General features: G+C 65.1%; 24 protein-coding genes and 1 riboswitch. Of the genes, 10 read left to right on the plus strand and 14 right to left on the minus strand.

Going from position 1 to position 25732, the window contains the following annotated elements:
- Positions 1-18 precede the first annotated feature (18 nt).
- The 6 genes from CAG46_RS14935 (at position 19) to CAG46_RS14960 (ending at position 5798) form a co-directional block, all read left to right on the plus strand.
- A complete protein-coding gene (locus CAG46_RS14935) occupies positions 19-555 on the plus strand; it encodes a spore coat U domain-containing protein (RefSeq protein WP_075044621.1) in 537 nt (178 codons plus the stop codon).
- An 18-nt stretch (positions 556-573) separates the two neighbouring features.
- The gene (locus tag CAG46_RS14940; protein WP_075044622.1) at positions 574-1104 is read left to right on the plus strand and encodes a spore coat U domain-containing protein; all 531 of its coding nucleotides are present in this window, start codon (positions 574-576) and stop codon (positions 1102-1104) included.
- Between the two features lie 3 nt (positions 1105-1107).
- Positions 1108-1611, plus strand: coding sequence for a spore coat U domain-containing protein (locus CAG46_RS14945; protein ID WP_085617549.1), 504 nt, complete (start codon positions 1108-1110; stop codon positions 1609-1611).
- A 39-nt stretch (positions 1612-1650) separates the two neighbouring features.
- The gene (locus CAG46_RS14950; RefSeq protein WP_085617551.1) at positions 1651-2427 is read left to right on the plus strand and encodes a molecular chaperone; all 777 of its coding nucleotides are present in this window, start codon (positions 1651-1653) and stop codon (positions 2425-2427) included.
- 108 nt (positions 2428-2535) lie between these two features.
- Complete coding sequence (locus CAG46_RS14955; RefSeq protein ID WP_143493478.1) at positions 2536-4833, plus strand: fimbria/pilus outer membrane usher protein; 2298 nt, start codon at positions 2536-2538, stop codon at positions 4831-4833.
- Entirely contained in the window at positions 4830-5798 is a 969-nt protein-coding gene (locus CAG46_RS14960; RefSeq protein WP_085617556.1) for a spore coat U domain-containing protein, read from the plus strand. Before CAG46_RS14955 ends, CAG46_RS14960 begins: the two co-directional genes overlap by 4 nt.
- A 193-nt stretch (positions 5799-5991) precedes the next feature.
- Here CAG46_RS14960 and CAG46_RS14965 read toward each other — a convergent pair whose 3' ends face one another.
- Positions 5992-7140: a M14-type cytosolic carboxypeptidase gene (locus tag CAG46_RS14965; protein ID WP_085617558.1), complete on the minus strand. Its 1149-nt coding sequence runs from the start codon at positions 7138-7140 to the stop codon at positions 5992-5994.
- Positions 7141-7282: 142 nt separating this feature from the next.
- Positions 7283-7344, plus strand: a riboswitch (Fluoride riboswitch).
- Between the two features lie 74 nt (positions 7345-7418).
- On the opposite strand from CAG46_RS14965, the gene crcB reads away from it, so the two are divergent.
- Positions 7419-7796, plus strand: coding sequence for a fluoride efflux transporter CrcB (crcB, locus tag CAG46_RS14970; protein WP_085617560.1), 378 nt, complete (start codon positions 7419-7421; stop codon positions 7794-7796).
- Between the two features lie 223 nt (positions 7797-8019).
- Here crcB and CAG46_RS14975 read toward each other — a convergent pair whose 3' ends face one another.
- The 4 genes from CAG46_RS14975 to CAG46_RS14995 form a co-directional block, all read right to left on the minus strand.
- Positions 8020-8793, minus strand: coding sequence for a helix-turn-helix domain-containing protein (locus tag CAG46_RS14975; RefSeq protein ID WP_075044628.1), 774 nt, complete (start codon positions 8791-8793; stop codon positions 8020-8022).
- A gap of 36 nt (positions 8794-8829) precedes the next feature.
- Complete coding sequence (locus CAG46_RS14980; RefSeq protein ID WP_085617563.1) at positions 8830-10062, minus strand: MFS transporter; 1233 nt, start codon at positions 10060-10062, stop codon at positions 8830-8832.
- Between the two features lie 270 nt (positions 10063-10332).
- A complete protein-coding gene (locus tag CAG46_RS14990; protein ID WP_075044630.1) occupies positions 10333-10542 on the minus strand; it encodes a hypothetical protein in 210 nt (69 codons plus the stop codon).
- A 13-nt stretch (positions 10543-10555) separates the two neighbouring features.
- Positions 10556-11338, minus strand: coding sequence for a VacJ family lipoprotein (locus CAG46_RS14995; protein ID WP_085617567.1), 783 nt, complete (start codon positions 11336-11338; stop codon positions 10556-10558).
- A 168-nt stretch (positions 11339-11506) separates the two neighbouring features.
- Between CAG46_RS14995 and CAG46_RS15000 the strand changes: the two genes are divergently transcribed.
- The gene (locus tag CAG46_RS15000) at positions 11507-12217 is read left to right on the plus strand and encodes a response regulator (protein ID WP_085617569.1); all 711 of its coding nucleotides are present in this window, start codon (positions 11507-11509) and stop codon (positions 12215-12217) included.
- Positions 12214-13569, plus strand: coding sequence for an ATP-binding protein (locus CAG46_RS15005; protein WP_085617571.1), 1356 nt, complete (start codon positions 12214-12216; stop codon positions 13567-13569). The genes CAG46_RS15000 and CAG46_RS15005 overlap by 4 nt, the downstream gene beginning before the upstream one ends.
- On the opposite strand, the gene CAG46_RS15010 is transcribed toward CAG46_RS15005, so the two are convergent.
- From CAG46_RS15010 to CAG46_RS15040, 7 genes are all read right to left on the minus strand, one after another.
- Positions 13570-14034, minus strand: a complete 465-nt coding sequence (locus tag CAG46_RS15010) for a nuclear transport factor 2 family protein (protein ID WP_025338475.1) — start codon at positions 14032-14034, stop codon at positions 13570-13572.
- 291 nt (positions 14035-14325) lie between these two features.
- The gene (locus CAG46_RS15015; RefSeq protein WP_085617574.1) at positions 14326-15492 is read right to left on the minus strand and encodes an MFS transporter; all 1167 of its coding nucleotides are present in this window, start codon (positions 15490-15492) and stop codon (positions 14326-14328) included.
- Positions 15489-15833, minus strand: coding sequence for an adenylate cyclase (locus CAG46_RS15020; protein WP_085617576.1), 345 nt, complete (start codon positions 15831-15833; stop codon positions 15489-15491). The genes CAG46_RS15015 and CAG46_RS15020 overlap by 4 nt, the downstream gene beginning before the upstream one ends.
- Entirely contained in the window at positions 15830-16783 is a 954-nt protein-coding gene (locus tag CAG46_RS15025) for a TIGR03571 family LLM class oxidoreductase (RefSeq protein WP_085617579.1), read from the minus strand. Before CAG46_RS15025 ends, CAG46_RS15020 begins: the two co-directional genes overlap by 4 nt.
- Positions 16784-16787: 4 nt before the next feature.
- A complete protein-coding gene (dkgB, locus tag CAG46_RS15030) occupies positions 16788-17591 on the minus strand; it encodes a 2,5-didehydrogluconate reductase DkgB (RefSeq protein WP_085617581.1) in 804 nt (267 codons plus the stop codon).
- A 354-nt stretch (positions 17592-17945) separates the two neighbouring features.
- Entirely contained in the window at positions 17946-18440 is a 495-nt protein-coding gene (locus CAG46_RS15035; protein ID WP_075044637.1) for a DUF934 domain-containing protein, read from the minus strand.
- A complete protein-coding gene (locus tag CAG46_RS15040) occupies positions 18424-20076 on the minus strand; it encodes a nitrite/sulfite reductase (protein ID WP_085617583.1) in 1653 nt (550 codons plus the stop codon). Before CAG46_RS15040 ends, CAG46_RS15035 begins: the two co-directional genes overlap by 17 nt.
- A gap of 213 nt (positions 20077-20289) precedes the next feature.
- Between CAG46_RS15040 and CAG46_RS15045 the strand changes: the two genes are divergently transcribed.
- The gene (locus tag CAG46_RS15045) at positions 20290-21366 is read left to right on the plus strand and encodes an ABC transporter substrate-binding protein (RefSeq protein WP_085617586.1); all 1077 of its coding nucleotides are present in this window, start codon (positions 20290-20292) and stop codon (positions 21364-21366) included.
- A 263-nt stretch (positions 21367-21629) separates the two neighbouring features.
- On the opposite strand, the gene CAG46_RS15050 is transcribed toward CAG46_RS15045, so the two are convergent.
- Positions 21630-21845 carry a DUF2970 domain-containing protein gene (locus CAG46_RS15050; RefSeq protein ID WP_003256398.1) on the minus strand — a complete coding sequence of 72 codons (216 nt, stop codon included), beginning with the start codon at positions 21843-21845 and terminating at the stop codon, positions 21630-21632.
- A gap of 160 nt (positions 21846-22005) precedes the next feature.
- Positions 22006-25713 carry a methionine synthase gene (gene metH, locus CAG46_RS15055; RefSeq protein WP_085592205.1) on the minus strand — a complete coding sequence of 1236 codons (3708 nt, stop codon included), beginning with the start codon at positions 25711-25713 and terminating at the stop codon, positions 22006-22008.
- Positions 25714-25732: the final 19 nt, after the last annotated feature.

Consider the following 25732-nt stretch of genomic DNA (forward strand, 5'->3'; position numbering starts at 1 on the left):
GCACAAGGACGCGATGCCATGAACCGTACCTCGATCCTGCTGCTTTCCCTGGGCCCGCTGCTGGTGCCCGGTGGTGCCGCGCATGGCACCAGCACCGGTTTCATCCAGGCGCGGCTGGTGATCAGCACCGCTTGCCAGATCAGCAGCAACGAGACGCAACCGGCAACGGTGGGTAACCCCGGCCTGATGGACTTCGGCGAGCGCGGACCGAACTGGGACCAGCCGCTGCGCAGCCGGGTTGATGATGTGAGCGGCGAAGGCAGCCTGCAGATCAGTTGCACGCCCGAGGTGCGGGCGTTCAACGTGCGCATCAACGGCGGCCTGAATGGCAGCGACGGCATACGGCGCCTGAGCAACGGCCGCGAGCTGATCCCCTATCAACTGGCGATCGACCCAGGCGGTAACAGCCGCTACGGCATCGGCCAGGCGCGTGCCTTCACCATCAGCAGTACCCGGCAGATACCGATCCCCATCTACGGTGTGGTAGTGGCGCAACCGCGCGCGCTGCCGGCCGGGCTGTACCGTGACACCCTGAGGGTGACCCTGGACTGGTAACGACACAAGGAGACTTCGATGCGAACGAACCTTTCACGCTGCATCCTTGCCGGCCTGGGGCTGATGCTGGCTTCCCAGGCGCAGGCCGCCACGACCGGGACCATCGACTCGAAGCTGACCTTGACCGCGGCGTGCCAGGTCAATGGCAGCTCGGGCACTTCGGGGGTGAACTTCGGCGCCCTGGACTTCGGTACTCGCGATGCCCTGTTCACCAGCGCAGACGCCCAGGTGATCGGCGGCGGAGGGGGGGCGATCAGCATTCTCTGTTCGGCCGGCACGGTACCCGTGATCCGCGTGGGTGCAGGTTCCCACGATGGCCAGTCGGCCGGGGGCAGCCGTGCGCTGGCAGATGGCATCGGCAACTTCGTGCCGTACGACTTCTACACCGATGCCGGGCGCACGCAGGTGCTGGCCATCAACGGCACCATCACCTTGCCGACCAGCAGCGGTACGGCCCAGACCGTCAACCTGTATGGCCAGGCGCGCGGCAAGGCCGGCCTGCCGGCGGGGGTGTACACCGACACAGTGTCCGTCGAGCTGTCGTTCTGAACCATGCGCAGCTGGCTGGCGGGCGGCCTGAGCGGCCTTGGCGTGCTGCTGGCCGCGCCTCTGGATGCGGCGACCACCAGCAGCTTCCAGGTGACGGCGCAGATCGTTGCCGGGTGCCTGGTGGTGGGCGGTGTGAGCAGCTTCGGGACGCTCGACTACGGTTCGCAATCGGCGCTGGCCACCGGAGTCATCGGCACCTCGTTGGGCGGCAGCACGGTGACCTTCCAGTGCACCCCGGGGGTGGCCTTGAGCATGAGCGTGGATGGCGGGCAGAACAGTGCCAGTGGCACACGCAACCTCAAGCGTACGGGCGGCACGCAGGTGCTGGCCTACCAGTTGTACCGGGATGCGGCATACAGCCAGAGCCTGGGGATCGGCCAGAGCGTGGCCGTGAGCTACACCGACCCGACGGCGATCAAGCTGCCGGTGTACGGGCGGGTCCAGCTGACCGGCACGCAGCCGGCGGGGACCTACACCGATGTGGTGCAAGTGACGGTGACCTGGTGAATGCACCGGCACCAACGACCGGTATTCAAGGAGAGCTTCATGGGGGCAGGCGCGAAGTGGGCGCGTGGATTGATCGGAGCATTGTGGCTGGCGAGCCTGCCGGCCGGGGCGGCTACCTCGGTGCTGATCTGGCCGATCGACCCGGTGCTGGAGGCTGACCAGAAGGCTGGCGCACTGTGGCTGGAAAACCGTGGCACGGCGCCGGCCAACCTGCAGGTGCGCGTGTTCGCCTGGCGCCAGGGTGACTACCAGGAACAGTACCAGGCGCAGCGCGAGATCATTGGCAGCCCGCCGGTGGCCAACATCGCCCCCGGGCAGAAGCAACTGATCCGCCTGACCCGCACCGGCCCCTCGCCAGTCGGCCAGGAGCAGGCCTACCGCATCATCATCGACGAAATTCCGCCCGCCATCCCTGTCGACAAGGCCGAGCCCGGCACCACCGCGGCGATCCGCCTGCAGATGCGCTACTCGGTACCCCTGTTCGTCTACGGCGAAGGCCTGTGGGGCAAGGCCGATCCCGCGGGCAAGCGCAATGCCGAGGGCGTCGGCAGGCCGCAACTCAGCTGGCGTGCGGTGACTGTCCAGGGCAAGCCGTACGTGGAGCTGCGCAACACCGGCGCGGTGCATGCGCGGCTGACCGATGTGGTGGTGCAGCAGGGCAGCCAGAGCAAGCCACTGGCCGATGGCCTGTTGGGTTATGTGCTGCCGGGGGCCAGCATGCGCTGGCCGGCACCGCTTGCACCGAGTGCCGGCAGTGTGCTGAAGGGGAGGGTAAACGGCCAGAGCAGCGCGGACGCCATCCGCCAAAGCCAATGAGCCTGCGCCTGAATGCCGCGCAGGGGCCAGGGAGGACCCGGCAATGGTTGGAAACCGTGTGTGAGGTGGCTGACAGCGAGGACGCACCGCTGGTGCCTGGGGCTGGCCCTGGTCGGCCCTGGCCTGGTGCTGGCCGACGACCTGCCGCCGCCACCCACGGAGCTGTCCGCGATCGCCGATGCCACGTTGTACCTCGAGCTGCTGGTGAACCAGATGCCCAGGGCTGAACTGGTGCCGGTGCAGCAGCGCGCCGGGCAGTTGTACCTGGACAGCGAGGTGTTGCGGGCGGCCGGCGTCTCGCTGCCGGGCAACCCGCAGGGCGAGGTGGCGCTGGAGGCCATCGCCGGGCTGCACGCCGACTACGACAGCCAGAACCAGCGCCTGCTGCTGCAAGTGCCGCCGGCCTGGCTGCCCGACCAGCAGCTGGGCGACCGCAACCTGTACCCGGCCAGCGATGCGCGCAGCAGTTTCGGCGCCTTGTTCAACTACGACCTGTACCTGAACGACACCGATGACGGCGGCAGCTACCTGGCGGCCTGGAACGAACTGCGTCTGTTCGACAGCTGGGGTACGTTCTCCAGCACCGGGCAATGGCGCCAGTCGTTCAATGGTGCGCCGACCGACGACACGCGCCAGGGCTTCTTGCGTTACGACACCACCTGGCGCTTCACCGACGAACAGCGCCTGCTGACCTACGAAGCCGGTGACCTGATAACCGGGGCCTTGCCCTGGACCAGCTCGGTGCGGGTCGGTGGCCTGCAGTTGTCGCGCGATTTCGCTGCGCGCCCCGACCTGGTCACCTATCCGCTGCCGGCGTTCTCCGGTGAAGCGGCGGTACCGACCTCGCTGGACCTGTTCATCAATGGCTACAAGTCCAGCACCAGCGAATTGCAGCCGGGCCCCTACACGTTGACCAACGTGCCGTTCATCAACGGCGCCGGGGAGGCGGTGGTGGTTACCACCGATGCCCTTGGCCGGCAGGTGTCGACCACCTTGCCGTTCTACGTCACCAGCAGCCTGCTGCAGCAGGGCCTGACCGACTATTCGGTGGCAGCCGGCAGCCTGCGCCGTGACTACGGGGTGCGCGATTTTGCCTACGGCCCAGGGGTTGCTTCGGCCAGCCTGCGCTACGGGGTCAGCGACATCTTCACCCTGGAGACCCATGCCGAAAGCGCCGAATCGCTGATGCTGGGGGGCCTGGGCGGCAACATGCGGCTGGGCAACCTCGGCGTGCTCAACGCGGCCCTGGCGCAGAGCCGGTTCGACGGCGACAAGGGCCACCAGGTCGCCCTCGGTTACCAGTACAACAGCCAGCGCATCGGCTTCAGCTACCAGCGCCTGCAACGCCATGGCGACTATGCCGACCTGACCCGGGTCAACAGCCGGGACATACAGCTGAGCCAGCGCAGCGAACAGGTCACGTTGAGCCTGAACCTGAACGAATACGGCAACATCGGCGCCGGCTATTTCGATGTGCGCGCCGGTGACGGCACACGAACCCGGTTGATCAACCTGAGCTACAGCAGGCCGCTGTGGGGCAACAGCAGCGTGTATCTGTCGGCCAACCGTGAAGTGGGGGACAGCCAGTGGGCGGTGCAGGCGCAACTGGTGATCCCGTTCGACCTGCATGGCACCCTGGCCCTGGGCATGGAGCGCAGCCAGCAAGGCGAAAGCCTGCAGCGGGTCAACTACAGCCGCGCGACGCCGGTGGGTGGTGGTGTCGGTTACAACCTGGGCTACGCCGCCGGTAGCGAGCGCGATGCCTACCGCCAGGCCGATGTCACCTGGCGCCTGCAGTCGGTGCAGTTGCAGGCCGGTGTGTATGGCAGCAGTGGCGAGATGACCCGCTGGGCCGACGCCAGTGGCTCGCTGGTGTGGATGGATGCCGGGCTGTTCGCTGCCAACCGCATCGACGATGCCTTCGTGGTGGTCAGCACCGGTGGTTACGCCGATGTGCCGGTGCGCTACGAAAACCAGGAGGTCGGCCGCACCGATGCCGATGGCCACCTGCTGGTGCCGTACAGCAGCGGTTACTACCGCGGCAAGTACGAGATCGACCCCATGGACTTGCCGCCGGACATCCTCGCGCCGGAAGTGGAACAGCGGGTGGCGGTGCGCCGGGGCAGTGGCTACCTGCTGGAGTTCCCGCTCAGGCGCGTGCTGGCGGCCAGTGTCGAACTGGTGGACGCCGACCGGCAGGTGCTCAAGCTGGGCAGCCGTGTCACCCATGCAGAAAGCGGCAGCCAGGCGGTGGTCGGTTGGGATGGCCTGGTCTATCTGGAAAACCTGGCGCCGCATAACCGTCTGCAGGTGGAGCTGGAAGGGGGTGGGCAGTGCCAGGTGGCGTTCGACCTGCCTGAAGCACAAGGTTCGATCCCCTTGATCGGCCCGTTGGTGTGCAAGTGAAGGCCTGCTGGCGTGGTTTGTGGGCATGCGCCTTGTTGTTGTGGGCGGGCTCGGCCTGGGCCAAGTGCACGTCAGTGCTGACTACGCCGGCGGCGTTTGGTTCGCTCAACTCGACCCAGGTACGTGGCGCGGTACAGACAGCTTCCAGTACCAACTCGGGCCTGCAATGCAACGGTTCGGTGATCAGCGTGCTCAGCAGCACCGACTCCTTCAAGATCAAGGTCACCTCTACCACCAGCGGGCTGGTAGGCCCTACCGGGGATGTGATCCCCTACACGCTGTATGCCGACGCCACGACCACCTATCCGATCACCCGTGGCACCGCCTTCGAATTCAGGACCACCGGCATCCTCGACTTGCTCGGGTTGCTCAACGGTACACCGAAGAACGTGCCCATCTACATGCGCACGCAGGTAGGCAGCAACGTATCGGCCGGGCTGTATCAGGAAACCCTCACTGTCGAGTGGACCTGGGACTATTGCGACGGGATTGGTGTTGGCGGGCTTTGCATAGGGCGAGACCAGGGCACTGGTACCAAGACCCTGCTGGTGAGCATGACGGTGACCAACGACTGCCAGATCACCACACCCAGCATCAATTTCGCCAGCGCGCCGGTGGTGGCGGGGTTCGGTACGGTTAGCCAGAGCCTGAGCGTGTCGTGCACCAAGGGCAGCAACTACACCGTGGGCCTGGATGACGGGCAGAACGTGGCCAATGGGCGACGGCGGATGAAGTCGGCGGCCAACAACTACCTGGCCTATGACATTTTCAAGGGCGCCGGTGCAGTGCGCTGGGGTTCGACAGGGGCAGCGCGACGGGCCAGTACCGATGCCGATGTGAACCCCGGCACGGGTACCGGCACCGGTAGCCAGGTGTTCAACTACAACGCCAAGGTCTACACCGACCAGGCTACACCCCCGGCTGCGACCTATACCGACAGCGTGCTTCTGGATGTGCAGTTCTGAGCGCAGGGACCTTGTGGCAGCGGCGGTCCGCGTAACCTGTGGGAGCGGCTTGAGCCGCGAAGAATCCAACGCGGTGCATGGCACCGGCTACGCCGGTGTTCGCGGCTAAAGCCGCTCCCACAGGGTCCCTGCTAATTCCATGAGTCATGTGCAGTCCTGTGAGAGCCGGCTTGCCGGCGATGGGCCGTTTCAGTCAGCGCAAATCGTCAACCATCTTCGCCAATGTCTCCAGCACCGCCCCGGCCAACGCCTTCGAGCGCGCCCCCGACCACCCGGTGACGGCATCCGGCGCGTCGTCATGGTCCTTGAACGGCATTTCCAGAGTCAGTGACAGGCAGTCATGCGCCATCCCCACCGCATTGCAGGCCAGCGTCGTGTTGGCTTGCCCCGGTTCGTCGCGGGTGTAGCCATGCACGGTCTGGAAGTCGCGGGTCAGGCTGCACAGGGTGCTGCGGAACTGCTCTTCCAGTTTGGCCAGACGCGGCGTGTAGCCGGGGTTGCCCTCGCAGGCCGCGGTGAACACATGGGGAATCTCCTCGTCGCCATGCACGTCGATGAACGCATCCACGCCGTATTGCTTCATCTGCGCCTGGGCGAAGAACACCTCGGGGCTGAGCTCGACGCTGGCGTCCTGCCAGGCACGGTTGAGGTCCTTGCCCTTGAAGTTGGTGCGCAGGTGGCCGAGGAAGGCGCCGTCGGGGTTCATGTTGGGGATCAGGTACAGGTCGGCCTTGGCCAGCAACTGCCGGATCACCGCGTCGTTGGCCTGCAGACGGTCGATCACGCCTTCCATGAACCATTCGGCCATGTGTTCGCCCGGGTGTTGCTGGGCAATCAGCCACAGCTTGCGCTTGCCTGCGGCGCCATCACCGGCGCGCAGCAGGGGAATGTCGCGGCCCTGTACGCTGCGGCCACTGGCGAGCAATTCGACCCCCGGCAGTTGCCGTGCACGCTCGATCAGCTGGTTGTGGCGCGCGCGCGGGTAGGGCTCGAAGTAGGCGAACCAGATGTGCGGCTGTTCGGCCTTTACCTCGAACGACAGCGCCGTGCCGTCGAACTGGCTGGGGACGCGAAACCAGGTTTGCTGGTCGTAGGAGGCCACGGCGTTGTAGCCGCTCCAGGCGTTCTTGTAGGAGGAACCGGAGGCGTTGTCGAGGCTGAAGCGATGGACCTGGCCCGGCGTCAGCCCGCTGACCTTGAAGTGGAACCACTGGTAGTGGCCGCTGTGGGTGTCCGGGCGGATGGCCAGGTGCACCTGGGCCGGGTTGCTGGCATCCAGCACCTGGATGTTGCCGGAGTCGAAATCGCAGTCGATCTGCAGGGGGGACAGCGTCACGGTCATGTGCCGGGCTCCTTCTGGGGGCTTTGTTGTGAGGGTACTGTACACGGCTTGGCAGGGTTGCTGCGCGAGATCAGGCAACGCGGGGCCGATCAGGCGGTTGATGTATCAGGATATTGCATAGTAGCGCCTGGTTTCATAGCATCTCCCCCCAGGAGATGGCATTCCTCCTTGAACCGCCCCCGCGCTGATGATGCCTACGCATACCCTGTGACAGGGGCGCGTAGGCTATCGCCCGCCGTCTACCCACAGGGTTCCCGTTTACCCTGTGGAGTTTCCCGATGTACCTGTCCCTTTTTTCCGTAGTTGTTGGTGGCAGCGCTGGTTGCGTGTTGCGCTGGCTATTGGGCCTGCGCCTGAATTCGCTGTTCCCGGGCATGCCCTTCGGCACCTTGCTGGTGAACCTGGTTGGCGGTTTCATCATTGGCGGGGCCATGGCGTTTTTCCTGCGCTGGCCCAACCTCGACCCGGCCTGGCGGCTGCTGGTCACTACCGGCTTTTGCGGTGGCCTCACTACCTTCTCGACGTTTTCCGCCGAGGTGATGGCGATGCTGATGCATGGCCGTTATGGCTGGGCCATGGCCACGGTGTCGGCGCATGTGCTGGGCTCGCTGCTGACGACCTTCGCCGGTTTCGCGCTGGTGCGCTGGCTGGGCTGAGCAGGGGCGCGCTGCCTGGCACCGGCTTGGCCGGTGTTCGCGGGTAAACCCGCTCCCACAGAGGCCGCGTCGCGCTTAGGAATTGAATTCTCTGCGCGAAAGCGCAGCCCAGAGTGCCGGGTGATCTCCTACAGGAGTGTCACTAGCCTCAGGTGCGGTGATATCCCTGTGGGAGCGGGTTTACCCGCGAAGAGGCCCGCACAGTCAATGTGTCGCTTCCAGGTTATTTGAAGAACTGACTCGGCGTAGTACCGAACTGGCGCTTGAACATGCTGGCAAAGGCACTTGGGCTGTCATACCCCAGCGTCCCCGCCACATCGATGATCCGCTCGCCCAGGGCGATCCGCTCCAGTGCCTGCATCAGCCGCGCCTGCTGGCGCCACTGGCCGAAGGTCATGCCGGTTTCCTTGCGGAACAGGCGCTGGATGGTCTTTTCGTCCACCCCCAGCTGCTGGCCCCAGTCGGCCACGGTGGCGTTATCGTCAGGCCGCTCGTGCAGCGCGGCGCAGATTGCCTGCAGGCGCTTGTCGCCGGGCTGCGACAGCTTCAGTGGCAAGGTCGGCAGCACGCAGATCTCGTCGAGGATCAGGCGCATCACCCGGGCTTCACGCGAGTCCTCGGCAAACGGCGCGGTAAAGCCGACGGAGGCCTTGATCAGTTCGCTGAGCAACGGCGAGATACTGATAGCCTTGCTCTGCACGGGCAACTGCACTGCCGCGTCGGTGCGCACGAACACACTGCGCATCTTCACATCGCCCACGCAGCGGATCGCGTGCACCTGGCCGCAGGGCATCCATACGCCGCGGCTGGGTGGCACGGTCCAGCGTTCGTTACCGGACTCGACGATCATCAGGCCTTTGATGGCATAGATCAGTTGGTGCTTGGCATGGCTGTGGGGCTCGATGAACCAGTCGGTCGGGTAGTCCGTCGCACGGCTGCCCACCTCCCAGCTCCACTCATCCACCTCCACCAGCAATTCGTGCTGCGGCTTCAGCATTTCGACCTCTTGTACGGGCAGCCTGGCACGCCCACTTTAACAGCAGCGGCTGGGGCGGGCTTGCGAGCGGGTTGCCGGCAGCAGCGCGGTGGCCAACCCCAGCAGCGGCAGGAACGAGATGACCTGGTACACCCACTCGATGCCATGCCGGTCGGCCAGTTCGCCGAGCCCGGCGGCGCCGATGCCGCTGATACCGAACATCAACCCGAACATCACCCCCGACACCATGCCGACCCGGCCCGGCACGGCCTCCTGGGCGTACACCACCAGGGCGGCGAAGGCCGAGGACATCACCAGGCCGATGGCCACCGCCAGTACCGCCGTCCAGGCCAGGTTGGCGTAGGGCAGGGCGAGGGCGAAGGGCGCCACGCCGAGGAACGAGACCCAGATCACCGCCTTGCGCCCGATACGGTCACCCACCGGGCCACCGGCGAAGGTGCCCAGGGCCACGGCCGCGAGGAACACGAACAGGTACAGCTGGCTGTGCTGCACGCTCAGGCCGAAATGCTCGATCAGGTAGAAAGTGAAGTAGTTGGTGAACGAGGCGATGTAGACGAACTTGGCGAACATCAGCACGGCGATAACCGCCACGGCGCGCCACATGGCGCCACGCGACAGGCCGGGGGCCTGCTGGCCGGCGAAGGACTTGAGCCGGGTCTGGCCGTGGCGTACGGTCCAGCCGGTCACCCGCAACAGCACGAATACCGCCAGCGCGGCCGCCAGCATGAACCAGGCAATGGCCGGTTGGCCGTGCGGAATGACGATGGCAGCGGTCAGCAGCGGGCCGAGGGCCGAGCCGGTGTTGCCACCGACTTGGAAGGTCGACTGCGCGGTGCCGAAGCGCCCACCGGAGGCCATCCTGGCCACTCGCGAGGCTTCGGGGTGGAAGGTCGCCGAGCCCACGCCGACCACCGCCGCGGCCACCAGCAGCATTTCATAGCTGCTGGCGAAGGCGAGCAGGGCGATGCCCACCAGCGTCACCAGCATGCCAGCCGGCAGCAGGTAGGGTTGCGGGTGCTTGTCGGTGTACAGGCCGACCCAGGGTTGCAGCAGGGACGCGGTCACCTGGTAGATCAGGGCGATCCAGCCGATCTGGGCAAAGCTCAGCGCGAAATCGCTCTTGAGCATCGGGTAGATGGATGGCAGCACGGCCTGGATCAGGTCGTTGAGCAGGTGGGCGAATGCGGCAGCGCCGACGATGCGGACCAGAAAGCCCTGGGGTTGGTCGGCAGGCGTGGTGGCGGCCATGGAGGCGGTGGAGGTCGTCATGGGCGATCTTCTTCTGGCGAAAGGGAACAAGGCATTTGCCGAGGAAGGGTAGCCAGTGCCCGGTTTGCCTGTCTCACGCCGAACAGGCAGCCACTGTCGCGTTTCGGACATTCCGGGCCTGACGCCCTGAATTCGCAAGCGGTCCGCGTACCCTGTGGGAACGGGTTTACCCGCGAAGAATCCAACGCGGTGCATGGCACCGGCTGCGCCGGTGTTCGCGGCTAAAGCCGCTCCCACAGGGTCCCTGCTAATACCTGGCCGCCCTCGGATTCATCGTTCGTGCCGCGCCACCCAGCGCAGCAATGCTGCAATCGGTACGCTGCGATGAGCCTCGTGCCGGTAGGGCTTGCCTTCGGCGGTAAAGCGTTCGCGATAGCGGCTCAGCACCAGGCTCCGGCCATCGGCCGAAACACGGGCCTCCAGTTCATGCAGCAACAGCGGTTGCCGGGCAGCGCCTTCCAGGCGCCTGAACAGCAGCATGGCGGCTTGGGCATCATTCTTCACGGGCACCCCCTGCACAATCCACTGGCCGCGCCCCCGGCTCGCCGGCCTTGCCTTCTGCCACCCGGTTGCTGCGCCGCTGCGCGGTGTAGTCACGCAGCGCAACGTAGTAGTCAGGCCAGGTGCGCAGCAGGTCGGTCAATGGCAGTGCTTCGGCCCGTGCATCGACGATGCCGCCGGCCGTGGCTACGTTGCCCATGGTTTCGACGGTATCGCTGTTACCGCCAAACGGGTCCAGTGCCAGGCCCAGCACCGTGCCGGTGGCATCGCGCAGGTTGTGGGTGCCCAGCAGCGGCAGCTCGACAATGGGCCCCGCGGCGATGTTCCATACCCCGAAGGTCTGGCCAAAGTCCGAGCGATGCTGGCTCAGCCCCATTTTGCCAGACACGTCGACCAGCCCCGCCACGCCCAAGGTGGTGTTGAAGATGAAGCGGGAGAGGCTGGTCATCGCCCGTTCGCCATTGCCCTGCAGCAGGTCGTTGACGAACACCTTGGGCTCACCGAAGTTGCTGGCAAAGTTGTGCATGCCCTGTTGGGCAAAACCGGGCAGCGCGGTGTAGCCCCGGGCGACGGGGGCCAGCAGATAGTCATCGACCGTGCGGTTGAAAGCGAATACGGCGCGGTTGGCAGGCTCGGCCGGGTCACTGACCTGATAGGCGACATTGCCGCAGGCCGCCGTGGCCGGTGCACGTTGGCTGCAGCCTCCCGCTGCAAGCAACGACAAGGCCAGCGCGGCGGAGCGCGCTGAGCGGGAGGCGGATGATGAACGGGACATAGATACATTCCTGGCAAGAACTGGCGGCGATGCTGCGCAGTTTTCTTTGCCTGGGAATGTCCGGATTGTCTCGGCGTCGACACTTTGTTTCCGGGTTGAAATATATGACGGCTGCGTGGGGATGGCCTTAAAGTACGGCTTGGTAACCTTGTTTTGCGGTGCTTTTTTGTGAGCCATTTGCTGATAGTCGACGATGATGTCGAGGTGCTCGACCTGCTGCAGAAGTTTCTCTGCCAGCATGGCTACGAGGTTGATGTGGCCAAGGATGGCAAGGCGCTGTGGCAGGCCGTTGAGCGGCGGGTGCCGGACCTGGTCATTCTGGATGTGATGCTGCCTGGCGACAGTGGCCTGGTGTTGTGCCAGCGCTTGCTGGCCGAGCACAAGGTGGCAGTGATCATGCTCACCGCCATGGGTGAGTTGAGTGACCGGGTGGTTGGCCTGGAGCTGGGCGCAGACGACTACCTGACCAAGCCGTTCGCCGCCCGTGAACTGCTGGCCCGGGTGAGGGCAGTGCTGCGCCGTGCCGGTGAAGCGGCCGGTGGTTCGGCGGGCCATGCCTGCGCGACCCTGGAGTTTGCCGGCTGGCGGCTGGATGTGGTGCGGCGCGAGCTGCGTTCGCCGGACAATGTCATGATCCCCTTGTCCAACGGTGAGTTCGAGTTGCTGCTGGTGTTCGCCGAGCATCCGCGGCGGGTGCTCAGCCGCCAGCAGTTGCTGGACATGGCCCGTGGCGATGCCTACGACGCCTATGACCGCAGCATCGACGTCCAGGTGAGCCGGCTGCGCCGCAAGCTTGAAACCGACAACGGCAACGAGCCCTTGATCCGTACCCTGCGCAACGCCGGTTACCTGTTCACGCCCACGGTCGCGAAGCGATGAAGCTGCTGGCCAGGGTTCGCCAGGCCCTGCCACGGCCCAGGATCACCATTGCCCGCTGGATCGCACTGACCACCCTGACGGCGATGCTGTTCCTGCTGCTGCTCAAGGGGCTGTTCAGCCTGTTGCTGAGCGTCTGGGCGCAGCCACCGCTGCTGGAGAGCGGGGTGATCGAGAAGGTTGCAGCGGTCACCCGCATCCTCGATGCCGCGCCCATGGCGCAGCGTGCCAACATCGCCAGTGCGGCGGGCGACGGCTCATATTCCGTGCGCTGGCTGCGCCGCCATGACGAAGCGGGCGTGCCAGTGCTGGTCGATGCCGAGTTCAGCGAGGGCACGCCTATCCTGCGCGCACTGCTAAAGCGCCCGGATGCCAGGGTGGAGGCTTTCGAACCGTCCGACATGCCGGAGTACGCACCTGAACGTGGCTATGCGCTGATGATCGAGCTGAGCGACAAGTCCTGGGTGCTGTTCCGTGCCACCAGCCGTAGCTGGGGCCTGGATGAACTGCCGCGCAACCTGATCATCCTCGGCCTGATGCTGGTTTCCAGCCTTGCCGTCGCGTTGCTGGCCACGCGCTACCTGGCCAAGCCACTGGAACGCTTTGCCGAAGGTGCGCGGCGTTTTGGCAAGGACTTCAACGCCCCGCCCATTCCGGTGGTCGGCCCGCACGACCTGCGCCAGGCCATTCTTGCGTTCAATGCCACCCAGGCCCAGCTCAAGCATTTTCTCAACGACCGCACCCAGATGCTTGCGGCCATTTCCCATGACTTGCGTGCACCGCTGACGCGCATGCGCTTGCGCGCCGAGTTCATCGACGATGCCCAGCTACAGGCCAAGTTGTTCAAGGACGTCGACGAGATGCAGGCGATGGTCGATGCGGCGTTGGAGTTCTTCCGTGATGACGCACGGCTGGAACAGACGACCGTATTCGACCTGGGCGAGTTGCTGCTGACCGTGGTGGACGACTTCAAGGACGCGGGGGTCGAGGTCGGCCTCAGCGGGCCGCGCCGCTGTGTGTACACGGGGCGGCCCGTGGGTATCAAGCGCGTGCTGGTCAACTTGATCGACAATGCAGCGAAATACGGCTGTGAGCCAACGGTGGTGCTGGCGGTAAGCGCCAGGCAGATCGAGATTACCGTGCAGGATCGCGGCCCGGGCATCGCGCCGCAGCTGCATGAGCAGGTATTCGCGCCGTTCTACCGTATCGAAGGTTCACGCAACCGCAATACCGGTGGTGTGGGGTTGGGCCTGCCCGCAGCACGGGCCATCGTGCTGGAGCAGGGGGGCAGCGTGACCCTGGGCAACCGCCCGGGTGGCGGGCTGGAAGTCAGGGTCATGCTGCCGCTGGGCTGATCAGAGCCCCAGTTCGCTGAGCCCGGGGTGATCATCCGGGCGCCGGCCCAACGGCCAGCGGAACTTGCGCTCGGCTTCGCTGATAGGGTGCTCGTTGATGCTCGAATGACGGTTCTGCATCAGCCCGTCCTCGGCAAACTCCCAGTTCTCGTTGCCATAGGCGCGGTACCACTGGCCGCTGTCGTCGTGGTACTCGTAGGCATAGCGCACGGCAATGCGGTTGCCGGTGAAGGCCCACAGCTCCTTGATCAGGCGGTACTCCAGTTCATGGTTCCATTTACGCGTCAGGAACGCCTCGACCTCGGCACGGCCACGCGGGAACTCGGCGCGGTTACGCCAGACGGTGTCGATGGTATAGGCAAGCGCGACCTTGGCCGGGTCGCGGCCGTTCCAGCCATCCTCGGCCAGGCGGACCTTTTCGATGGCGCTTTCGCGGGTGAAGGGCGGCAGGGGTGGGCGGGACATCGGGGTACTCCTCAGTTCGATTGGCTGGTAGGAGAGTAGTAGCCGCTGGCCGAACAGAGAATGGGTGTGCCTGGCACATCATAATTGCAGTGCGTGGAACAATTGAGACCGCTCGAGATGGGGCAACTGTCTTGCTCAAATCTGAAAGCTTGCGCAATCCCTGTGGGAGCGGCCTTGTGTCGCGAAAGGGCCGCAACGCGGCCCCGGGATTTCAGCCGTGATGCATAGGTTGCCGGGGCTGCGATGCAGCCCTTTCGCGACACAAGGCCGCTCCCACAGGAGGGGGCTTTATCAGGCTGCTGCGGTTTTCCCGGCAGCCTTGCTACGCCCGCCCAGCCACACCAGCAGCAGCCCGGCAGCCGCCAGCACGCCACCTGCCATCGGCACTGCCGCATAGCCCAGGTCCAGGCTGATCACCGCACCACCCAGCGCCGCGCCCACGGCATTGCCCAGGTTGAACGCGCCGACGTTGATCGACGAGGCCAGCCCCGGTGCTTCGATGGCGGCGATCATCACCCGCATCTGCAGCGGCGGTACCACGGCGAAGGTGAACATGCCCCATACCAGCAAGGCGATGGCGGCGCCGATGTGGCTACCGAGCACCAGCGGCATCAGCAGCATGATCACTGCCAGTGCCGCGAGGAAGATTCGCGCCGCCCCATCCAGCGACCAGTCGGCCAGGCGGCCACCCAGGCTGTTGCCCAGGGTGAAGCCCACACCGATCAGCACCAGGCCGAGGGTGACGAAACTGTCCGAGGCGCCGGTCAGTTCGGCCAGTACCGGTGCCACGTAGGTGTACAAGGTGAACATGGCGCCGGCACCGAGCACGGTGGTGGCCATTGCCAGTAGCACGCTGGGGCGGGCGATGACCGCCAGCTCCTTGCGCACGTGCGGCACGCTGCCGCGTTCACCCTTGGGCAGGGCATACCACAGCGCGGCCATGGCCAGCAGGCCCAGCACGGCGGTACCGGCAAAGGCCATGCGCCAGCCGACCTGCTGGCCGATCCAGGTGGCGGCCGGCACGCCGCCGATGTTGGCGATGGTCAGGCCCATGAACATGGTGGCCACGGCACTGGCCTGTTTCTCCTTGGGCACCACGCTGGCGGCCACCACTGCGCCAAGGCCGAAGAACGCGCCGTGGTTGAGGCTGGTGACCAGGCGCGAGGCGAGCAGGGTGTAGTAGTCCGGTGACAGCGACGACAGCAGGTTGCCGAGGGTGAAAATGGCCATCAGCGCCATCAGCGCGGCGCGCTTGCCGAAACGGCTGAACAGCAGGGTCATGATCGGCGCACCGACCATCACCCCGATGGCATAGGCGGTAATCAGCATGCCAGCGCTGGGGATGCTGACATCGACACCTTGGGCGATCACCGGCAGCAGGCCCATCGGGGTGAACTCGGTGGTGCCGATGCCGAAGGCGCCGATAGCCAGGGCAAACAGGACGCGCCCGGGTTTCATTGCGCAGGCTCCTGCGCGTCCAGTTCGGTCAATGGCCCTTGCATACGGTAGAAGGTCAGGTCGCTGGCGGTGAAGAAGGCCTGCGAATGGCCGTTGGCGAAGTCATCCACATGCACCACGGTGGCGCCGTCGGCTTCCTGCCAGGAGATCACGTAGACCCCTTCGGCAATCTGCTGCCACTGGCATTCGGCTTCGCCGCTGGCGCCAGCGTAAGGGCCGGAAACGATGGCGTAGCTTACGCGGCGGCCATCGGCGGAATAGATGTTGTGCGCGGCCAGGCCGGGGTATTCGACCTGGAAGCTGCGGCCTGCGAAGGCCGGCAGTGGGGTAGGGGTGCTCACGGGGTGGCCTCCGTCAGTTGGGTTTTTGTCTCATGGAATTGTGGCAATACGTATTCGGCGATTTCGCGCAGGGTTTCGTCCAGCGGGCGCACGTTGCGCCGCAGGTGCAGGCCGATATGGTCGACGCCCGCCGCACGCAGGGCGCTGAGTTCGGTCGCCAGCGCCTTGCGGCCGCCGCGGAAACCGAAGCGCCAGCGTTGCAGCGGTTCGTCGGGGTTGTCCGCCAGGTCCAGGTGGATGAAGCTGCTGTAAGGCTTGTTGCCCGCCACCGCGCGCCAGGCGGCGACCCGGCGCCGGTGATCGTCTGCTGTGCCGGGGTAGGCCAGGCAGCCGTCCAGGTTGCTGCCGATCCATGCCGGGCTCTGCTGGGCCAGGCCGGCTACCAGCAACGGTAGCGGCGAAGCGGTGCTGGGTAGCACGGCCAGCCCTTCGGGCAGGTGGCCGTTGGCACCATCACGCAGCAGCGCGACCTGTTCGCGGAATGTGTTGCCACGCCCCTCGAAATCCCGACCGAACAGTGGGTACTCCACCGGCCGGTCACCACTGGCCACGCCCAGCAGCAGGCGGTTGCCACTGAGGCGCTGCACGCTGTTGGCCGATTTCAGGGTCAGCAGTGGTTCGCGAATCGGCAGCACCACGGCAGCCGTGCCAAGCAGGATGTCGCGGGTTACCCCGGCCAGGTAGCCGAGGTAGGCAAACACCTCGAACACCTGGGCGGCGTCGCCGAACGACGGGTCGTACAGCGGCACATCGCGGACCCACAGGGCGCGGTAGCCCAGGCGGTCGGCCAGTTGTGCCAGTTCTGCGTGGCGGGCCAGGTCCGGCTCGCCGAACTGGCGGCCATCGCGGCGCCGCGCCTGGTCGCCGGCGGGCGTCCAGTCGTGGTCCAGCGGCGCTTCCAGGCCGATGCTGAAGCCGCCAGCAGTCAGGCGTTCGAGGGGTGTGGTCATGGTATCAATCCCAGATTGGCGCCAGGCCGTCAGGGCTGACTTCGCGGCCATTGCGCTCGAGCTTGGCGATGCGTGCCATGTCGTCGGCGTCCAGCTTCAGGTCACGGGCGAGCAGGTTGCTGGCCAGGTTTTCGCGCTTGGTCGACGACGGGATCACCGCGTAGCCCAGCTGCAGGGCCCAGGCCAGGGCAACCTGGGCGACGGTGGCCTTGTGCTTGGCGGCGATGTCGGCCAGAACCGGGTCCTTCAGGACTTTGCCGTAGGCCAGGGTCATGTACGAGGTGACGGTGATGCCTTGCTCCTTGAGGAACGCGGTCAGCTTGCTGTTCTGCAGGTACGGGCTGAGTTCGATCTGGTTGGTGGCGATTTCGCCTTTGCCGACCACTTCGATGGCCTGGCGGGTCAGTTCGATGTTGAAGTTGGACACACCGATCTGGCGCGTCAGGCCCAGCTTCTTGGCTTCGGCCAGGGCGCTCATGTACTCGCGCAGCTCAACGCCGTTGCCTGGGGCAGGCCAGTGGATCAGCAGCAGGTCGACGTAGTCGGTGCGCAGTTTCTGCAGGCTGTCGCGCAGGCTCGGGATCAGCTTGTCGGCGGCGTAGTTTTCGACCCAGATCTTGGTGGTGATGAACAGCTCGTCGCGCTTGACGCCGCTTTCGGCGATGGCCTGGCCGACGTCGGCTTCGTTCTGGTAGATCTGCGCGGTGTCGATGACCCGGTAGCCCAGTTCCAGGGCCGACTTGACCGAATCGATGACGGCCTGGCCGGTGAGGCGGAAGGTGCCGAGGCCGAAGGATGGAATGCTCATGGATCTGCTCCTGGTGAGTGAGAGGTGAGCCGAATCGAGCCTGGTCGCTCGGGTTCGATCGCTCTTCGTGTGGGGAGCAGTGTGCGGCTTTGAGGGGGATTGATTAAGGTGGGGCGGGGCCAAGGTCATTTGACCGGGAGGCAAGAATAGGTCGCTGTGCCTTGACTGTTGCTGAGGGAATGCAGGGTAAACCTGTACCGGCCTCTTCGCGGGTGAACCCGCTCCCACAGGGACCGCGCCGCACTCAAGAACGGTGCAGTACCTGTGGGAGCGGGCAAGCCCGCGAAGAGGCCGGTACAGGAAAACGAAACGGCCCGCCATAGAGGCGGGCCGTCTGGCATTGCAAGGTGACGATCAGCGGCGGCGGAACAGCGGCAGCGGCTCGTCGGTGGCGGCCTGGTAGGTCACCGAGAAGTCCTTCAGGCTTTGCAACGCGTCTTCCGGGTCCTTGTCGGCACGGATGGCGAACGCGTCAAAACCGCAACGGGCCATGAAGAACAGCTGGTCGCGCAGCACGTCGCCAATGGCGCGCAGCTCGCCCTTGAACTTGTAGCGGTCACGCAGCAGGCGCGCATTGGAGTAGTTGCGCCCGTCGGTGAACGCCGGGAAGTTCAGTGCGATGACCTGGAAGTGCTGCACGTCCTCGCCGATTTCTTCCGCTTGCTCGTCGCTGTCCAGCCACACGCCCAGGCCGCCGTCGCGGGCCTTGAGTACGTGGGCATGGTCGCGCCACATCTGCAGCGGGACGATGTAGTCGTCGCAGTTGGTCAGCTCGTCAAAGGACGTTTCCTTGGGCAGCAGATGCCAGGTTTCGTCGACGATCTGGTTGTTCTTAATGATTCGCTGCATAGACGCGTTCCTTGAAGGGGTCGATGCCGATACGCTGGTAGGTGTCGATGAAACGCTCTTCCTCGGTACGTTGCTCGACGTACACGGCGATCAGCTTCTCGATCACATCGGCCATGTCATCCTGTGCGAAGGACGGGCCGAGGATCTTGCCCAGGCTCGCGCCACGCGCGGCATTGCCGCCCAGCGACACCTGGTAGAACTCCTCGCCCTTCTTGTCCACGCCGAGGATGCCGATGTGGCCCACGTGGTGGTGGCCGCAGGCGTTCATGCAGCCGGAGATGTTCAGGTCGATCTCGCCGATGTCGAACAGGTAGTCCAGGTCGTCGAAGCGGCGCTGGATGGATTCGGCGATCGGGATCGACTTGGCGTTGGCCAGCGAGCAGTAGTCACCACCCGGGCAGCAGATGATGTCGGTCAGCAGGCCGATGTTCGGGGTGGCGAAGCCGCTTTCGCGCAGTTCCAGCCACAGGGCGTGCAGCTGGCGCTGCTCGACGTCGGCGAGGATGATGTTCTGCTCGTGCGAGGTGCGCAGGAAGCCGAAGCTGTAGCGCTCGGCCAGGTCGGCCACGGCGTCCAGCTGCTTGTCGGTCAGGTCGCCCGGGGCAACGCCGGTGGGCTTCAGCGACAGGGTCACGGCCACGTAGCCAGGGCGCTTGTGGGCGCGGGTGTTGCGCGAGCGCCAGCGGGCGAAGCCTGGGTACTCGGCGTCCAGGGCGGCGTAGTCGACGTTGTCCAGGGCCAGGTAGGCCGGGTCGACGAAGTGGCGCGATACACGCTGCACTTCGGCTTCGGTCAGCGTGGTGCTGCCGCCGCGCAGGTGGACCATTTCGGCCTCGACCTTCTCGGCGAACACTTCCGGGGTAAGGGCCTTGACCAGGATCTTGATCCGCGCCTTGTACTTGTTGTCACGGCGACCGTAACGGTTGTACACGCGCAGGATGGCGTCGAGGTAGCTGATCAGGTCCTGCCACGGCAGGAACTCGTTGATGAACGAGCCCACCACCGGGGTACGGCCCAGACCGCCACCGACCAGCACACGGAAGCCCAGCTCGCCAGCGGCGTTGCGCACCGGCTCCAGACCGATGTCGTGCACTTCGATGGCGGCGCGGTCTTCCTGCGAGCCGTTGATGGCAATCTTGAACTTGCGCGGCAGGTAGGCGAATTCCGGGTGGAAGGTGGTCCACTGGCGGACGATTTCGCACCACGGGCGCGGGTCGACGATTTCGTCTGCGGCCACACCGGCGAACTGGTCGGTGGTGGTGTTGCGCAGGCAGTTGCCGCTGGTCTGGATCGCGTGCATCTGCACGGTGGCCAGTTCGGCGAGGATGTCCGGGATGTCTTCCAGTGCCGGCCAGTTGTACTGCACGTTCTGGCGGGTGGAGATGTGGGCGTAGCCCTTGTCGTAGTCGCGGGCGATCCTGGCCAGGGTGCGGACCTGGGTGGCGTTCAGCTGGCCGTACGGCACGGCGACGCGCAGCATCGGTGCGAAACGTTGGATGTAAAGGCCGTTCTGCAGGCGCAGAGGGCGGAATTCTTCTTCGCTCAGCTCACCGGCCAGATAGCGGCGGGTCTGATCACGGAACTGCTTGACGCGGTCCTCGATGATCCGCTGATCGTACTCGTCGTATACGTACATAAAAGTCCTGTCTCAGGCATGCAGCTATTCGCGCGCACGGCCGCGCACTCCGCTTCGGAGCCGGGGAACGATAGCAGGTTGCGTTTATGCGCTAAAGTGATGTTTTTGCATATGAAAAGAACCAAATGGACTATGTGAGACTGACTGCCATTTGTGCGTTGGGCGTGGCCTGGCGTTTATAATCCGATGTTTGCTTCGCAGGGATGTCAGCCCATGCTCAAGGCATTGTGCCAAAGCTTGTGTCTTGTCTTGCCGCTGGCGGCGAGCGCGCAGCCGGTTTCGGTGGTTTTCCTCAACCCGGGTCTGTCCACCGAGACGTTCTGGACCAGCTATAGCCGCTTCATGCAGGCCGCTGCGGACGACCTGGGCATGACCCTGCGCGTGGAGTACAGCGAACGCCGCGCCGACTTGGCGCTGACCCAGGCCAGGGCGATCCTGGGCGGGCCGCAGCGCCCGGATTACCTGGTACTGGTCAACGAGCAGTACGTGGCCCCGGAGATCATCCGCCTGTCGCGCGGCAGCGGGGTCAAGCTGTTTCTGGTCAACAACGGCCTGACTGCCGGCCAGGCCCGCAGCATCGAGGCCCAGCCCGACAAGTATGCCGCGCTGCTGGGCACCTTGACGGCCAACGACGAGCAGGCGGGCTTCCAGATGTTGCACCAGATGGTCGCGCAATTGCCCCGTGACAGCGGGCCGGTGGACCTGCTGGCGTTTGCCGGGGTCAAGACCACCCCGGCCTCGCAACTGCGCGAGGAAGGCATGCGCCGGGCCCTGGCCGACTTCCCCCAGGTGCGCCTGCGCCAGGTGGTATATGGCGGCTGGAGCCGCCAGCGCGCCTACGAGCAGGCGCAGCAACTGCTGGAGCGCTACCCGGCCACCCGCCTGGTGTGGTCGGCCAACGACGAAATGGCCTTTGGTGCCATGCAGGCGTTCGAGGAGGCGGGGCGCAAGCCAGGGCGCGATGTGCTGTTCAGCGCCATCAACAGCTCGCCAGAGGCCCTGCACGCACGTATCGACGGGCGCCTGAGCGTGCTGATGGGCGGGCATTTCACCCTCGGCGGCTGGGCGATGGTGATGCTGCACGATGATGCCCAGGGGCTGGCGGTGAACCGTGATGGCCTGCGCGAGCATCGCGTGCCGGTGTTGCAGCCGATCGACCAGGCCAAGGCAGTCCGATGGCTGAAACTGCTGGAGCGGCCGGACTACGGCATCGATTTCCAGCATTACAGTGCCGAAGGGCGGCCGCCCGACTACCAGTACCCGTTTCTGACATCACCGATCAATTATTGAAAGACCCTGCTTGAGGGAAGGGCATTGCTCGTCTTAACTGCTGGTGGTGAAGTGCATTCCCATAACCACTACAAGAGGCAATGCAATGGGAAACTCAACCAAGGTCCGCAAAGCTGACAGCAGCGTCGATGCCTGGGCGATCCTCTGCCTGATCGTTCTGGTGGTGGTCACTGCCGTGTATTGGGTCAGCCACCAGTAGACTTGTATTCAAGACCGTGATGCAGCCAGAGCGCCTGCGGGAGGGAGTCCCGCAGGCGTTTTTGCTAGCGCGCAAGGTGCAGGGCCAACTGCACCAGGCCGATCAGCACGGCAATGAACACCAGGGTGAACAGCGTCCCCAGCGCAATGAAATGGCTGGCCTTGCCGTGTGTGAAGTCGCGGGCGCGGTTCTTGCCGCTTTGCACGCCGAAGGCGGCAGCGAGGATGCTGTGCAGCATCTGCCAGAAGGTAGGGGGCTTGCCCTGGCTGGAATCGTCCATGGTGGCTCCTGAGGAAATCAGAGGCAATCAGGGACAGTGTAGGTGGCTATTGGGGCTGCTGTGCAGCCCATCGCGACACAAGGCCGCTCCTACAAGGGATTGCACTCTCCTGTAGGAGCGGCCTTGTGTCGCGATGGGCCGCAAAGCGGCCCCAAGGGTCTTAGCTGTCGTAACCCAGGTTAGGCGCCAACCAGCGCTCGCTGACACTCACATCCTGGCCCTTGCGCGCGCTGTAGCGCTCGATCTGGTCCTTGTCGACCTTGCCCACGGCAAAGTACTGCGCCTGCGGGTGGGCAAAGTACCAGCCGCTGACCGCCGCCGCCGGGAACATCGCGAAGTGGTCGGTGAGGAACACGCCGCTCGGCCCGGTCTCGCCGATGGCAGTGCCGTCAAGCAGGCGGAACAGGGTTTCCTTCTCGGTGTGGTCCGGGCAGGCCGGGTAGCCGGGGGCCGGGCGAATGCCGCGGTACTGCTCCTTGATCAGCGCCTCGTTGTCCAGGTGTTCGTCGCGGGCATAACCCCAGTGCTCTTTACGCACCTGCTCGTGCAGCCATTCGGCACAGGCCTCGGCCAGGCGGTCGGCCAGGGCCTTGACCATGATCGAGCTGTAGTCGTCGCCCTTGTCCTGGTAGGCCTTGGCCACTTCCTCGGCACCGATGCCGGCGGTGGTGATGAAACCGCCCACGTAGTCAGTAACGCCACTGGCCTTCGGCGCGACGAAGTCGGCCAGCGACCAGTTGGGCTTGCCGTCCGGCTTGATGGTCTGCTGGCGCAGGTGGTGCAGGGTAGCCAGGGCCTGGCCGTCCTCGCCGTACACCTCGATATCGTCATCGGCCACCTGGTTGGCCGGCCAGAAGCCGAACACCGCGCGGGCGCTGATGAGCTTTTCGTCGATCAGCTTGTCGAGCATCTCGCGGGCATCCTTGTACAGCGCCGTGGCCGCCTCGCCGACCACTTCGTCGGTAAGGATGCGCGGGAACTTGCCGGCCAGGTCCCAGGAAATGAAGAACGGGGTCCAGTCGATGTACTCGGCCAGGGTGCGCAGGTCGATGTCTTCCAGCACCTTGACGCCGGTGAAGGAGGGCACCGCTGGCTGGTAGCCAGCCCAGTCGTACTGCGGCTTGGCGGCGATAGCCTGGGCATAGCTCAGGCGCTCGGTGCGGGCACTGCGGTTGGCGGTGCGCTCGCGTACTTCCTCGTATTCCTGGCGGGTCTTCTCGACGAAGCCGGCTTTCAGCTCCTTGGACAGCAACTGGGTGGCAACACCCACCGCACGCGAGGCGTCGGTGACGTAGACCACGGCGTCGTTGCTGTACTTGGGCTCGATCTTGACCGCGGTGTGCGCCTTGGAGGTGGTGGCGCCGCCGATCATCAGCGGCAACTGGAAGCCCTGGCGCTGCATTTCGCGGGCGACGTGGACCATTTCGTCCAGCGACGGTGTGATCAGGCCGGACAGGCCAATGATGTCGCACTTCTCGTCGCGGGCGGTTTGCAGGATCTTCTCGGCCGGCACCATCACGCCGAGGTCGACGATGTCGTAGCCGTTGCAGCCCAGCACCACGCCGACGATGTTCTTGCCGATGTCGTGCACGTCGCCTTTTACCGTGGCCATCAGGATCTTGCCCTTGGCTTCCGGCTTGTCGCCTTTCTCGGCTTCGATGAACGGGATCAGGTGTGCTACCGCCTGTTTCATCACGCGGGCCGACTTGACTACTTGGGGCAGGAACATCTTGCCCGCGCCGAACAGGTCGCCGACCACGTTCATGCCATTCATCAGCGGGCCTTCGATCACTTCGATCGGGCGGGCGCACTGCTGGCGGCATTCCTCGGTGTCTTCGACGATGAACGCGGTGATCCCCTTGACCAGCGCGTGCTCCAGGCGTTTTTCCACCGGCAGCGAGCGCCACTCTTCGTTTTCCACTTCCTTGGTTGCGCCGCCGCCCTTGTAGTCGTCGGCGATGGCCAGCAGTGCGTCGGTGCCATGCGGGGTACGGTTGAGCACCACGTCCTCGACCTTTTCACGCAGGGCAGCCGGGATCTCGTCATAGATCTCCAGCTGGCCGGCGTTGACGATACCCATGGTCAGGCCGTTCTGGATCGCGTGGTACAGGAACACCGAGTGGATGGCTTCACGCACCGGGTTGTTGCCACGGAACGAGAACGACACGTTGGACACACCGCCCGAGCTCAGGGCGTGCGGCAGGTGGTCGCGGATGTAGGCACAGGCCTCGATGAAATCGACGGCGTAGTTGTTGTGCTCTTCGATGCCGGTGGCGACGGCGAAGATGTTCGGGTCGAAGATGATGTCTTCCGGCGGGAAACCCACTTCATTGACCAGGATGTCGTAGCTGCGCTGGCAGATTTCCTTCTTGCGCGCGGCAGTGTCGGCCTGGCCGACTTCGTCGAAGGCCATCACCACCACGGCAGCGCCATAGCGCTTGCACAGGCGGGCGTGGTGCTTGAACTGCTCGACGCCTTCCTTCATGGAAATGGAGTTGACGATGCCCTTGCCCTGGATGCACTTGAGGCCCGCTTCGATCACTTCCCACTTGGACGAGTCGATCATGATCGGCACGCGCGAGATGTCCGGCTCGCCGGCGATCAGGTTGAGGAAGCGGACCATGGCGGCCTGGGAGTCGAGCATCCCTTCGTCCATGTTGATGTCGATCACCTGGGCGCCGGCCTCGACCTGCTGCAGGGCGACTTCCAGGGCTTCGGTGTAGTTCTCTTCACGGATCAGCCGGGCGAACTTGGCAGAGCCGGTGATGTTGGTGCGCTCGCCGACGTTGACGAACAGCGACTGGCGGTCGATGGTGAACGGCTCCAGGCCCGACAGGCGGCAGGCCTTGGCGATTTCCGGAATCTCGCGCGGCTTGTACTTGGCCACGGCCTCGGCGATGGCCTGGATGTGGCCAGGGGTGGTGCCGCAGCAGCCGCCGATGATGTTGAGGAAGCCGCTGGCGGCGAATTCCTCGACCACCACGGCCATTTCCGCCGGGGTTTCGTCGTATTCACCAAAGGCGTTCGGCAGGCCGGCGTTGGGGTGGGCCGAGACATGGGTGTCGGCCTTGGTCGCCAGCTCTTCCAGGTAGGGGCGCAGGTCCTTGGCGCCGAGGGCGCAGTTCAGGCCCACGGAAATCGGCTTGGCGTGGCGTACCGAGTTCCAGAACGCTTCGGTGGTCTGGCCCGACAGGGTACGGCCCGAGGCGTCGGTGATGGTGCCGGAGATCATGATCGGCAGTTCGATGCCGTCTTCCTCGAACACCTGCTGCACGGCGAAGATCGCCGCCTTGGCGTTGAGGGTGTCGAAGATGGTCTCGATCAGCAGCAGGTCGGCGCCGCCCTCGATCAGGCCGCGGGTGGCCTCGATGTAGTTCGTTACCAGCTCGTCGAAGGTGACGTTGCGGTAGCCGGGGTCGTTGACGTCCGGGGAAATCGAGCAGGTGCGGCTGGTAGGGCCGAGCACGCCGGCGACGAAGCGCGGCTTGTGCGGGGTTTCCAGGGTCTTGGCATCGGCCACCTGGCGGGCGATGCGCGCGCCCTCGACGTTCAGCTCGTAGACCAGCGACTCCATGCCGTAGTCGGCCTGGGAAATCTGCGTGGCGTTGAAGGTGTTGGTTTCGAGGATATCGGCGCCGGCATCCAGGTAGGCCTTTTCGATGGCGGCGATCACATCCGGGCGGCTGAGCAGCAACAGGTCGTTGTTACCCTTGACATCGCTTGGCCAATCGGCGAAACGCGTGCCACGATAGTCGTGTTCCTCGAGCCGGTAGCTTTGGATCATAGTACCCATGCCGCCGTCGAGGATCAGGATGCGCTCTTTGAGTGCGTTCTGGAGTGCTTGGAGACGAGCGCTGCGGTCGGACATAGGAACTACCTGGTCGGGC

It is taken from the genome of Pseudomonas sp. B23(2017) (assembly GCF_002113725.1).
Taxonomy (GTDB): Bacteria; Pseudomonadota; Gammaproteobacteria; order Pseudomonadales; family Pseudomonadaceae; genus Aquipseudomonas; species Aquipseudomonas putida_Z.

Coding starts and splice junctions, on each gene's coding strand:
- CAG46_RS14975 (WP_075044628.1), bottom strand. CDS start 8,793: ATGCTGAAGCCGCAGCACGAATTGCTGGTGGAGGTGGATGAGTGGAGC.
- CAG46_RS15015 (WP_085617574.1), bottom strand. CDS start 15,492: ATGAAACCCGGGCGCGTCCTGTTTGCCCTGGCTATCGGCGCCTTCGGC.
- CAG46_RS14995 (WP_085617567.1), bottom strand. CDS start 11,338: ATGTCCCGTTCATCATCCGCCTCCCGCTCAGCGCGCTCCGCCGCGCTG.
- CAG46_RS15050 (WP_003256398.1), bottom strand. CDS start 21,845: ATGGACGATTCCAGCCAGGGCAAGCCCCCTACCTTCTGGCAGATGCTG.
- CAG46_RS15010 (WP_025338475.1), bottom strand. CDS start 14,034: ATGTCCCGCCCACCCCTGCCGCCCTTCACCCGCGAAAGCGCCATCGAA.
- CAG46_RS14935 (WP_075044621.1), top strand. CDS start 19: ATGAACCGTACCTCGATCCTGCTGCTTTCCCTGGGCCCGCTGCTGGTG.
- CAG46_RS15045 (WP_085617586.1), top strand. CDS start 20,290: ATGCTCAAGGCATTGTGCCAAAGCTTGTGTCTTGTCTTGCCGCTGGCG.
- dkgB (WP_085617581.1), bottom strand. CDS start 17,591: ATGAGCATTCCATCCTTCGGCCTCGGCACCTTCCGCCTCACCGGCCAG.
- CAG46_RS15040 (WP_085617583.1), bottom strand. CDS start 20,076: ATGTACGTATACGACGAGTACGATCAGCGGATCATCGAGGACCGCGTC.
- CAG46_RS14950 (WP_085617551.1), top strand. CDS start 1,651: ATGGGGGCAGGCGCGAAGTGGGCGCGTGGATTGATCGGAGCATTGTGG.
- CAG46_RS15035 (WP_075044637.1), bottom strand. CDS start 18,440: ATGCAGCGAATCATTAAGAACAACCAGATCGTCGACGAAACCTGGCAT.
- CAG46_RS14940 (WP_075044622.1), top strand. CDS start 574: ATGCGAACGAACCTTTCACGCTGCATCCTTGCCGGCCTGGGGCTGATG.
- CAG46_RS14980 (WP_085617563.1), bottom strand. CDS start 10,062: ATGACGACCTCCACCGCCTCCATGGCCGCCACCACGCCTGCCGACCAA.
- CAG46_RS14965 (WP_085617558.1), bottom strand. CDS start 7,140: ATGACCGTGACGCTGTCCCCCCTGCAGATCGACTGCGATTTCGACTCC.
- CAG46_RS14945 (WP_085617549.1), top strand. CDS start 1,108: ATGCGCAGCTGGCTGGCGGGCGGCCTGAGCGGCCTTGGCGTGCTGCTG.
- CAG46_RS15005 (WP_085617571.1), top strand. CDS start 12,214: ATGAAGCTGCTGGCCAGGGTTCGCCAGGCCCTGCCACGGCCCAGGATC.
- CAG46_RS15025 (WP_085617579.1), bottom strand. CDS start 16,783: ATGACCACACCCCTCGAACGCCTGACTGCTGGCGGCTTCAGCATCGGC.
- metH (WP_085592205.1), bottom strand. CDS start 25,713: ATGTCCGACCGCAGCGCTCGTCTCCAAGCACTCCAGAACGCACTCAAA.
- crcB (WP_085617560.1), top strand. CDS start 7,419: ATGTACCTGTCCCTTTTTTCCGTAGTTGTTGGTGGCAGCGCTGGTTGC.
- CAG46_RS14990 (WP_075044630.1), bottom strand. CDS start 10,542: ATGCTGCTGTTCAGGCGCCTGGAAGGCGCTGCCCGGCAACCGCTGTTG.